The following is an 11,019-nucleotide window of genomic DNA, read 5'->3' on the forward strand; positions in this document are numbered from 1 at the left end:
TAGTCACTGTAATCAGTGAAAAGCTTAAATTCTGGATATGTGCTATCTTATTTAAATAAGGAACAATTTTATACATGAAATACACTGTTGTGCGTGCTATAATGGACATATGAGAACTATTTTATAACGGTATATTGTTCATATATTTATAAAGGGAGGACATATTTATGTTATATGAAGTTGTTGCAGTGAATGAGACAGGTATTGATGGGCAGTCTTACTTAGTGGACGGTGAGTCGTATCAGACGTCCAGTCCCACGAGTGATGAGCCAGGGACTAATCCGGAACAATTGATGGGATTATCCTTAGCGACGTGCTTTAATGCGACGTTGCATGCCGTATTGAAAGAGCGGGAGATAGAGCCGAAGAGCCGTGTACAAGTGACGGTGCAATTGCATCAAGATGAGGTCAGCGAAGAGTATTACTTCACCTTAGATCTAACAGCAGCTGTAGCGGATATCCCACTAGACGAAGCGGAAACCATTATTCAAGCAACACACAAGCGGTGCCCGGTTGCCAAAATTGTTGGGGACTATAAGCATTTAACAGTGGAGACTGTCCCGTTCGAGGCGTAAATTGTCCAAGACAGTAACTGAGATATGAGGAGCGTTACGCATCAAAAAGACAGTAAAAAAATTAGGGAAGTTACTCAGTAGTTTATTAGCAATCATGGGTATTATCTGGATTATTGGCTATTATTGGGCGGACTTAGTTATTGGCATAACGCGTGTGTTTAGCAAGATGCGGCAGCGTCTGAAACGTCGCCGTGTAAAACCGGCTAAACAAGCCAATGTGTATAAAAATGTCGAATATAAGAGTGATTATCCAAATAACAAGTTAGATATCTTTATTCCAAGTCATTCGAGTCATCCCACGCGATCTCCCGAAGAAAATCGGATAAAAGAGCAACAGAACACTTGTGATAATGAGAATGATATGGAAATACGACCAGCTTTGTATCCAGTGATTGTTTATTTTCATGGTGGTGGGTTTGCTTGGGGGGATAAGATCGATGAGCGGCGATATTTGTTAGAGTTTGTGAAGGCTGGTTATGCGGTTGTAGCGGCTAATTATGCGCTCACACCGATGTATAAATATCCCGTACCGATTATACAAGCAAGCGAAGTGATGGATTTCTTAGTGAACGAAGGGGAACAATATGGCTTAGACCCTGATAATATTGTATTAGCAGGATTGTCAGCAGGTGGTCATTTAGCCGGGCAGCTAGCGTTAGCTGAATCATCCAGTGCTTATGCTGATCGTTTAGGGCTCAGTCAACATCCGGACTTAACTATTCGCGGCATCATGCTCAACAGTGCTTTAATTGATCCCAATCGTTCCAATCAGGTGGGCCATTGGTTAATTAACTGGCTATTCAGTGTGATGGGATTCTCATATATGGACATGAATCCGCGCAATATGAAAGAACAGATGCTTGCTGAAGCAAATCTTCTTAATCATATCAACGAAGCCCTTCCACCCGTCTATATTTCGGATGGGAATCGCGTTTCGTTTACGCAACAAGCCACTGATCTGGTCGCTCAACTGCGAGCGCGTGATATTTATGTCCAGTCCAATATTTATACTGATGACTATCCCGGCTTCATGTTTCACGGCTACGAAGGCCAGTTGTGGTTAAGAGAAGCTCGCGAAAATGTCGATAAGCAGTTGGATTTTTTGGCGACGATTATTGAATAGTTTAGCGACTCACACTGAAGATTGATTATAAACTAAATTATATTGAAAGATAAGCTCCTTCCGAAAGTAGATGTCTGTATTGTCTACTTTGGAGGGAGCTTATTAAGAAATTTTGATTTTAAATAACTGAAGTGACATCATTTACATTAGAAAAATCACTTTTATCTTTTGTAGTAATGTTGGATTCTTACACCCATACACTTTCTCTTTTCCGTAAAGTACAGATTTTACTAAAAAAATGATATAGGCAGAAAAAATATATACTAGTACAAGCGTTAGTAGTATGTTTACAACTTGATTACTCATATATTAATGCCCCCTTTTAATGTATGACAATTAATTTATAGCGGATTCATTATCACAATAACAATAATTATCTTGATTGTCAAATATCTTATAAATGGAAGTATTTAATGTACCCGCAATTAATTGAACGGAGATAAGTCACTCAATCAATTTTGTTTTTAACATGGAGCATTTGCTTGGTTGTTTTCGTGAATAAACTGTCGGTGGAGAAGTGAATTCCTTGCTAGTATAATAACCGTAAGATATATGTTACAATGAAAGAGATGAGAGTAGGGAAATTTGAGTCATTAGACAGGGAGAAAAGGGTGTTGTAGATGGATAAATCTTACATATTCGCAGTTAGTGATGTACATGGTAGTGATGAGCAACTTGAGGCATTACTTGAATATTGGAATCCAGAAGAAGAGCAGCTTGTTATTTTGGGAGATTTGTGTGATCGCGGGCCGGATGCTCAGGCTGTTTTTCGCCGAGCAAAGCAGTTGAAGGAAGAATATGGAGCGATTTGTCTGCGTGGAAATCATGAAGATATGTTGATGAAGTTCTTGGATGATCCGGCTGATAATGTGGCGCACTATTATCGGAATGGAGGCGAGATAACACTTGAGTCGTTCTTAGGTGATGCGGTATCGTCAAGTACCCCTCAGGAATTGGCCGAAGCATTGAAAGATCAGTATCCATGGTTGATTGACTATCTGGATAATCTTGAGTTAACTTATGAATGGGGGAAGTATTTCTTTGTTCATGCGGGGATGGACTTGACGTTAGATGACTGGCGTGAGTCAACGGTTCGAGATAAAATATGGATTCGTAAAGGATTCTTGGATGTGCTGAATGAGACAGAGAAGACATTTGTGTTCGGTCATACGCCGACAATGAAGTTGCGCACGGATGGACAGCCTGATCTTTGGGTGAGTGAAGATCATAAGATTGGGATCGATGGCGGAGCTGTGTATGGGGGTCAGCTAAATGGTGTGAAGTTGAGCCAAGCTGGGATTGAAGCGACTTACCAAGCATAAGATAAACAGAAGTAGAGAATAGAGAAAGATGGAGTGATAAGTGTGGAAGATAAGCAGACGTTTCAACTAATTGTACGGGAATTAAGTGATTATTCGACTAAACAAGTGCGGACAGTATTGTCGCTCTTGGATGATGGGAATACGGTGCCATTCATTGCACGTTACCGGAAGGATCAGACGGGGGCACTCGATGAAGTCCAAATTAGAGAGATCCAACAGCGCAGTGAATATATCCAAAACTTACAAGACCGTAAAGAGACCGTCTTAAGTGCTATTGAGGAGCAGGGGGAACTGACGGATGAACTAGCAGCGGAAATCCGAGAGGCAACGCAACTACAAGAAGTAGAAGACTTGTATCGACCGTATAAGAAGAAGCGTCAGACCTTGGCTACTAAGGCGAAAGAAGCAGGATTAGAGCCATTAGCAGACTGGTTGCTTGGTTTCCCTGATGCAAGTGAGGCAGAGATTGAAGCGATAGCAAGTGATTATCTTAATTCGGAATATGATGTTGAGACGGTAGCGGATGCGTTGGCGGGAGCTCATGAAATTATTGCTGAGCAGGTTGCTGATAATCCAGAATATCGCAAGCGTCTGCGCGACTATACAATCTATAACGCTCAGATAACTAGTACGGTGAAGAATGAGGAGATTGATGAGAAGAATGTCTTCCAACAATACTATGAGTATGCAGAGGATTATCGAAAAATTGCCCCTCACCGAACACTCGCATTGAACCGGGGAGAGAGTGAGGAGGTTTTAACCGTTAAGTTAGAGGTCGGTGACGAGCGAGCGCATCGGTATTTATACAAACAAATATTACCTAGTCTGGATAGTTCATCGCCAGTAATCTCTATCGTGAAGGAAGCAATCAAAGATGCGTATAAGCGGTTTATCGCACCATCCATCGAACGTGAATTGCGTAGTACATTGACGGAGAAAGCAGAGACTCATGCGATTCAAATTTTCGGTGAGAACTTGAAGAACTTACTGATGCAAGCGCCACTGAAGCAGAAGACGATCTTAGGGCTTGATCCAGCTTATCGGTCAGGGTGTAAGCTAGCGGTGATTGATTCGACAGGAAAAGTGTTAGCTATTAAAGTCATTTATCCGCATACATCTGGTGAGACAAAACGCAATCAGTCGAAAGAAGCGCTGAAGCAATTGATCACGGAACATGCAGTAGATGTGATTGCTATTGGGAATGGTACGGCGAGTCGTGAATCAGAGCAGTTCGTGGCTGAAGTGGTGAGTGAGATGCCGGAGAAGACAGCCTTTATTATTGTGAATGAGGCGGGTGCTTCAGTGTACTCAGCCAGTGATGAAGCGCGCCGTGAGTTTCCTGATCTAGCAGTTGAGGAACGTTCAGCGATTAGTATTGCTCGTCGTCTGCAAGATCCATTAGCAGAATTGGTCAAGATTGATCCCAAATCAATCGGTGTCGGGCAATATCAACATGATGTGTCACAAAAAGAATTAGAAGGTCAGTTAGATTTTGTTGTCGAGACGGCGGTTAACCAAGTTGGTGTTAACTTAAATACAGCAAGTGGTGCGCTACTCGAACATGTCTCTGGTTTGACGAAGACAGCGGCTAATAATATTGTCGCCTACCGTGAGTCAGAGGGGCAGTTCACTACGCGTGATCAAATTAAACAAGTGAAACGCTTGGGACCAAAATCTTATCAGCAAGCAGTCGGTTTTTTACGTATTCCGGATGCACCTGAGCCGTTCGACCAAACGGGTATCCACCCTGAATCTTATACTGAAGCTGAAAAAATATTAGCCCATGTGAAGCAAGATAAGTCAGCTATCGGGTCCGATGAGTTGAAGCACTTGTTGGAACAATTGCCAGACATACAGACAGCTGAGCAATTAGAGATTGGTTTAGAGACATATCGTGATATTGTGGCAGCTTTGATTGCGCCGGGACGAGATGCACGTGATGATATGCCGGCCCCAATTCTATCGACAGATGTACTGAAGATGGATGACTTACGCGAAGGGATGCAACTGCAAGGGACGGTTCGTAATGTGGTTGATTTTGGTGCATTTGTGGATATTGGAGTGAAGGAAGATGGCTTAGTCCATATTTCTGAGCTAAGTGATCAATTTGTCGAACATCCGAAAGATGTCGTTCAAGTAGGCGATATTGTTACAGTTTGGATTAAATCGATTGATTTGAACCGTAGCCGGATTGGTTTAACAATGGTACAGAAAGATTAGTGACGAGAGAAGGAAGACAGAGTAATGAAACTCATACGGACAGACGATTCCTTGCAAGCTTATGTTGAAGCAGTATCTGAAGAATGGTTTCATCATCCTTTCAGACATCGAGCAACCTTTAATTCCCGCTTGCGAACAACGGGTGGACGTTACCATCTCCAGACACATCATTTGGACTTCAATCCCAAGATTTTGGACGTGTTTGGAGAAGCAGTCTTTTTAGGTATTGTGAAGCATGAACTTTGTCACTATCATCTGCATATAGCGGGTCGGGGCTATCAACATCGCGATGCTGATTTTCGGAAATTGTTGAAAGAAGTTGGAGGCTTGCGGCATACCCCATCCATCGAACAAAAGAGCGGTGTGGCGAAACGCTGGCATTATCAGTGTAGTCAATGCGGGCAGTCTTATTATCGTAAGCGTCGTGTGAATACAGCATCATACTGTTGTGGTCGTTGCCATGGGAAATTAAAGTTATTCGAACAAGTGATATGTGAACAATAGATAATTAGTGACATGATGTAAGTGATGCATACTATCTTTATCATTATAATGAAAGCAGTTCAATTATAGAAAAGGGTTACTGTAAATGGGATTATTATTAAAAAATATTAAGTTAGAGCGTTGTTATAAGGAACAAAATAATGGCTTAGTTGTGACAGAGACGGAAACAAAAGATCTATTAATAAAGGAAGGCTGTTTTGCTGAAATTGCGGATGAAATTGCTGAAAATACGCCAGGTGTGCAAAAAGTTATTGATGGGAACGGGCAATTGCTTGTGCCATCATTACGGGAGTCGCATATTCATATCGATAAAACGTACTTTAGCGGGCCATGGCAAGCACCTACCCGACCAGAAGATTTCAGTATTTATACGCGGTTGAATGAAGAAAAAGAGCTGCTACCAGCTCAGTTAGATGTCGCTGCCGAACGAGCACATAAAGTGGTTCAACACTATATTCAAAATGGTCATACTCATATTCGAACGCATTGTAATATCGATCCCCAAATCGGTCTAAAACATGTCGAACTAACTCTTGATGTACTCAAACAATATGAAGATCAAATAACGTATGAGATTGTTGCTTTCCCGCAGCATGGTTTACTCAGAAACGGGGAAGAATTCATCCAATTATTCGAACAAGCACTGAGTATGGGGGTAACGCATATTGGTGGCTTAGATTTTGCTACATTAGAACGAGATGTAGAAGCTAGTCTCCAATTGCTCGTTAAGTGGGCGAAGCAATATGATTTAGGAATTGATGTTCATTTACACGATCGTGGGGCATTAGGTGTCTATGAGATTGAGCGTTTATTGGATATGATGGCAATGTATGATTATCAAGGGGAGGTCACTCTTAGCCATGCCTTTGCTTTAGCACAAGTGCCAGCCCAGAAGAAAGAAACGCTCTTTAGACGGTTGGCTGAACGGAATGTTGACATTAGCACCACCGTCGTGATTAGTCCTGGCTTGACCTTGCCGATATTTGAGCTTGATCAATATGGTGTGAAAGTTTCAGTCGGCCATGATAGCTTAACGGATCATTGGTCGCCATTCGGAACGGGAGATACGATTCAAAAATTAAATCTATTAAGTGAACAGTTTAATCTTATTGATGAAAAACGTCTTAGTTATGCTTTAAAATTTGGAACAGGTGGAGTAACACCACTTGACAGTGCTGGCCGACAAGTTTGGCCAAAAGTTGGAATGCCAGCTAATGCATTATTGGTCGATGCGGTTAGCTCAGCTCACTTAATTGCCCGTCGTTGCCCAATTTCAACCGTTATTTCAAGGGGACAAGTCATCTCAGAACAGTCAATTCAACAAAAAGGAGCGTACCGTGGATGAGTCAATGGATTACCAACGTTACATTAGAAACAAGTGAACAATTACGGACAGATGGCAGTGTAAAAACTGTCACTGACACTTTCCACATTGAAGTGACAAATGAGGGAATGATTAGCCGAATCACATCAGAATTCCCGGGCGACCACGTAACCATTCTGTACAATGCAGCGGGTCAGCTAGCCTTGCCTCCATTTAAAGAAATGCATAATCACCTGGATAAGACATATCTGACGCTTGGATGGCGTGCCTGTCAGCCAGTTGATAGCTTGTCTGAGCGTTTAGCGAAAGAAGCTGAGGAATTAAGGGAGTTAGAACCAACCACAGAGCAACGAGCAGCTGCGATGATTGAACGTCATCTAGATTATGGTGTTAATCATATTCGTACGCATGTTAACATTGATCCGTATATTAAATTAGATAACTTAAAAGGGGTCATCAAAGCTCTGGATCGCTATTCTCATGTAGTGACCGCTGACATTATCGCCTTCCCCCAGCATGGGTTGTTGCGAGACGGGATGCCGGAATTACTGGAAGAAGCGCTTGATAGTGGAGCGACGATGCTCGGGGGATTAGATCCAGCGGGTATTGATCGACAGATTGAACCATCTTTGCGTAAGACAATGGAGATTGCGCAACGCTATCAAGTGGATGTTGATTTTCACTTCCATGACCGTGATTATTTGGGCTATTATACGATGGATAAGTGGATTGATCTAATTGAACAATACAACTTCGCTCAAAAAACATTTTTTAGCCATGCTTTTGGGTTAGCGGGTGTTGGCCAAGCAGATTTGGCGCGTATAGTGAAGCGAATGAAGCAGCACAATATCACAGTGATGTCCACAGCACCTCACTCGGTTAATAATGTGATTATGCCTCCAATTGATTATCTCATGCAGGAAGGAATTGCTGTTCACTTAGGTTGTGATGGTTACTTTGATTCATGGAGTCCATATGTCTCCGGTGATATTTTAGAAAAATTAAATCGATACAATGAATTTTCGGGAAAAATTGATGAAAAAAGCTTACGTAAAAGTTTAGGTCTTGTAACAGATGGGGTGACGCCACTTAATCAAGTAGGACAACAACAATGGCCGAGCGTTGGTGATCCAGCTAGTTTTGTCTTTGTGACGAGCAGCTGTAGCGCAGAAGCGGTGGCACGTCTACCACAGAAACGTCAGTTAATGCATCGTGGGAAATTATGGCAAAAGCCAGCTAAGTAATATTACGTTGACTCTCTAAAACTCTAGAAAAATATCCTAAATATTATTAGAAGCAAGAGTCACAGAGATGTCTCCTCGAATCACCTAAGATTCGCTGAAATAGTGCTTTAATTTACGGAGTTTATTTGATATAATAAGACACAAATATTTTGAGAGGATTTTTTAGACACATGGCAATTGAAGTGGGACAAACGGTAAGAGGAAAAGTATCTGGCTTAGCTAACTTCGGAGCGTTCATTGATTTGGAAGATAACAAGACAGGACTTGTTCATATTAGTGAAGTATCTGATAAATATATTAAAGATATTAGTGATGAACTAGAAGAAGGCCAAGAAGTGGATGTGAAGGTCTTATCGATCGCAGATGATGGCAAGATTGGTTTATCCATTCGTAAAACCAAACAAGCGCAACAAGCGAGCGATGATAAACCAAAAGTAGAGAAGCCTAAAAAAGAAGCACCAAAACAAAAAAGCCAAGATTTTGATTCGATGATGAACTCGTTCTTAAAAGATAGTGAAGATAGATTATCATCATTGAAACAACAAACAGAAAATAGACGTGGTGGCCGAGGCGGGCACCGTAATTAAGACCATAAAGGGTTGAGGCTGACCTCAGCCCTTTTATTGATAAGAGGAGAGGGCCGTGACTCCATTTCAGTATATTGTAAAAAAAAATAAATGGTTTACGCCGACTGATCGGGTCTTGATCGCTGTATCCGGTGGGGTAGACTCTATTGTGTTGTTGGATATGATGTGTCAACTTCCTAGTGACTTACGCCCGATAATCGGCGTTGCTCACGTGAATCATCAGTTGCGGGATGTGTCAGATGTGGAAGAGCAATTTGTTCAAGAGCTAGCTACAGCATATGATGTACCCTGTTATTGTTACCGATGGGCAGAAGGAGCGGATCTTCAGGCGGGAATTGAATATGAGGCGCGGGAGATACGCTATCAGTTTTTCGAGCAGGTAATGATGGATCAGCAGTTTAATGTTTTGTTGACGGCGCATCATCAGGATGATCAGGCAGAGACTGTTTTGATGAAGTTGATACGGGGCGGTTTGTTAGAAGAGAAGACGGGTATCCCGCAGCAGCGTACATTTGGTCCGGGAAAAATTATTCGTCCATTACTTGATTATACTAAGGTGGAATTGCGCCAGTATGCTGCCGAGCACAAGTTAGCTTATAAAGAAGATGCGTCTAATGCAAGTGATCAATTTTTGCGAAACCGACTGCGACATGATGTTCTTCCGCAATTGCAGGCAGAGAATCCTCAGGTGGTTGCTCATCTGAGTGAATTTGCCCAAGAATTGGCGGAGTTAGTGGAGGCTTATCAGCTACACTTGCAGGAATTACTGGTGAAGGTCATCGAGCTAGATGAAGAGAGCTTGACGGTAGATATTCCGTTGCTGTTAAGTCATTCGCGAGCGGTGCAGAAGCTACTCTTGAAAGAAGGCCTTAAGAAAGTTTTCCAACAAGAAGGTCAGTTTAATAAGCAGTATATTGAAGAAACGTTGGACTGGCTGCAGACATCGACGGGGAATAGTCGCTTAGATTGGCAGGGAGGTTGGCAATGTATTCGTACCTATAATGTGTTACGGATTCAACGTCAAGATCAGCCTGCTGTCTTTAAGTCAACAGATGAAGTAGTTATTTCAGTGATCAATCAATGGTACGAGCTTAGTCCGACTGAGATGTTTGGCGTCTTTAACAGTGGAATTGATCAGTCAGAACTGCCAGAACATGCGCTCGTGTTGTCGATACCGCAAGCAGCCATTAAATTACCACTTCGCTTGCGACACCGGCAACCGGGTGACCGTATGACTTATAAAGGTGGCCGAGGAACAAAGAAATTGAAAGATATTTTTATCAATCAGAAGGTCCCGAAAGTTGAACGGGATCAGGCATGGCTTGTAGTTGAACAGACAGGGTGTATTTTATGGGCGATTGGCTATAAACAATGTCGGTTGTCTAATGACGCTATTACTGATACAATGAATTACATACTTGTCTATCAGAAAGATGATGCGCAAGAATGAGTAGGAGGGAACACATGACAACGATGCATGAAAATATGGCAGAAGTTCTCGTGTCAGAAGAACAGATACAAAGTAAAATAAAAGAACTTGGGGCTATCTTAGCCGAAGAATATCGCGATAAAAATCCGTTAATTGTCGGGATCTTAAAAGGTGCTTTACCATTCATGGGTGATTTAATGCAGGCGATGGATATTTTTATGGAGTTTGATGTGATGGATGTATCCAGTTATGGCAATGAATTTGAATCAAGTGGTGAAGTGAAGATTGTCAAGGACTTGGACACACCGATTAAAGGACGCGATGTATTGTTCGTTGAAGATATTATTGATACGGGTCAGACATTGGCGTACTTGAAGGAGCTATTCTACAGTCGAAATGCTAATTCTGTAAAAATTGTAACATTACTGGATAAGCCAAGTGGTCGGAAAGCCGAAATTGAAGCAGATTGGATTGGTTTTGAAATTCCAGGCAAATTTGTTGTTGGTTATGGATTAGATTATATTGATCAATATCGTAATTTACCTTATATCGGTGTATTAAAACCGGAAGTATATGAGAATAGTCATTAAATCTTAAGAAAAAATTTATAGTTGTATAATGTTTATTATGTTAAAATAATCAATAGAAAATTTTATACATACTTTATGAGTATAGACTATTAGAAGATGGA

General features: G+C 41.6%; 10 protein-coding genes. All 10 read left to right on the forward strand.

Annotation, left to right across the window (positions count from 1 at the left end; all coding sequences use genetic code 11):
• The first annotated feature begins 167 nt into the window (after positions 1–167).
• The 10 genes from HMPREF9703_RS02725 to hpt all read left to right on the forward strand — a co-directional run bounded on the left by HMPREF9703_RS02725 (position 168) and on the right by hpt (position 10,918).
• Complete coding sequence (locus HMPREF9703_RS02725) at positions 168–575, forward strand: OsmC family protein (protein ID WP_004635395.1); 408 nt, start codon at positions 168–170, stop codon at positions 573–575.
• 94 nt (positions 576–669) lie between these two features.
• Positions 670–1,698: an alpha/beta hydrolase gene (locus HMPREF9703_RS02730; RefSeq protein ID WP_004635397.1), complete on the forward strand. Its 1,029-nt coding sequence runs from the start codon at positions 670–672 to the stop codon at positions 1,696–1,698.
• Positions 1,699–2,318: 620 nt separating this feature from the next.
• The gene (locus HMPREF9703_RS02735) at positions 2,319–3,020 is read left to right on the forward strand and encodes a metallophosphoesterase family protein (RefSeq protein ID WP_004635400.1); all 702 of its coding nucleotides are present in this window, start codon (positions 2,319–2,321) and stop codon (positions 3,018–3,020) included.
• A gap of 33 nt (positions 3,021–3,053) precedes the next feature.
• Positions 3,054–5,240: a Tex family protein gene (locus tag HMPREF9703_RS02740; protein ID WP_155800793.1), complete on the forward strand. Its 2,187-nt coding sequence runs from the start codon at positions 3,054–3,056 to the stop codon at positions 5,238–5,240.
• A gap of 24 nt (positions 5,241–5,264) precedes the next feature.
• The gene (locus HMPREF9703_RS02745) at positions 5,265–5,744 is read left to right on the forward strand and encodes a SprT family protein (RefSeq protein WP_004635404.1); all 480 of its coding nucleotides are present in this window, start codon (positions 5,265–5,267) and stop codon (positions 5,742–5,744) included.
• A gap of 85 nt (positions 5,745–5,829) precedes the next feature.
• A complete protein-coding gene (locus HMPREF9703_RS02750; RefSeq protein WP_004635406.1) occupies positions 5,830–7,089 on the forward strand; it encodes an amidohydrolase in 1,260 nt (419 codons plus the stop codon).
• Complete coding sequence (locus HMPREF9703_RS02755) at positions 7,086–8,312, forward strand: amidohydrolase (protein ID WP_004635408.1); 1,227 nt, start codon at positions 7,086–7,088, stop codon at positions 8,310–8,312. Before HMPREF9703_RS02750 ends, HMPREF9703_RS02755 begins: the two co-directional genes overlap by 4 nt.
• Positions 8,313–8,482: 170 nt before the next feature.
• Positions 8,483–8,899, forward strand: coding sequence for a S1 domain-containing RNA-binding protein (locus HMPREF9703_RS02760; protein WP_004635410.1), 417 nt, complete (start codon positions 8,483–8,485; stop codon positions 8,897–8,899).
• 55 nt (positions 8,900–8,954) lie between these two features.
• Positions 8,955–10,349: a tRNA lysidine(34) synthetase TilS gene (tilS, locus tag HMPREF9703_RS02765; protein WP_004635411.1), complete on the forward strand. Its 1,395-nt coding sequence runs from the start codon at positions 8,955–8,957 to the stop codon at positions 10,347–10,349.
• Positions 10,350–10,363: 14 nt separating this feature from the next.
• Positions 10,364–10,918, forward strand: a complete 555-nt coding sequence (hpt, locus tag HMPREF9703_RS02770; protein WP_004635414.1) for a hypoxanthine phosphoribosyltransferase — start codon at positions 10,364–10,366, stop codon at positions 10,916–10,918.
• The last annotated feature ends 101 nt before the right edge of the window (positions 10,919–11,019 follow it).

The organism is Dolosigranulum pigrum ATCC 51524 (assembly GCF_000245815.1).
GTDB classification, from domain to species: domain Bacteria; phylum Bacillota; class Bacilli; order Lactobacillales; family Carnobacteriaceae_A; genus Dolosigranulum; species Dolosigranulum pigrum.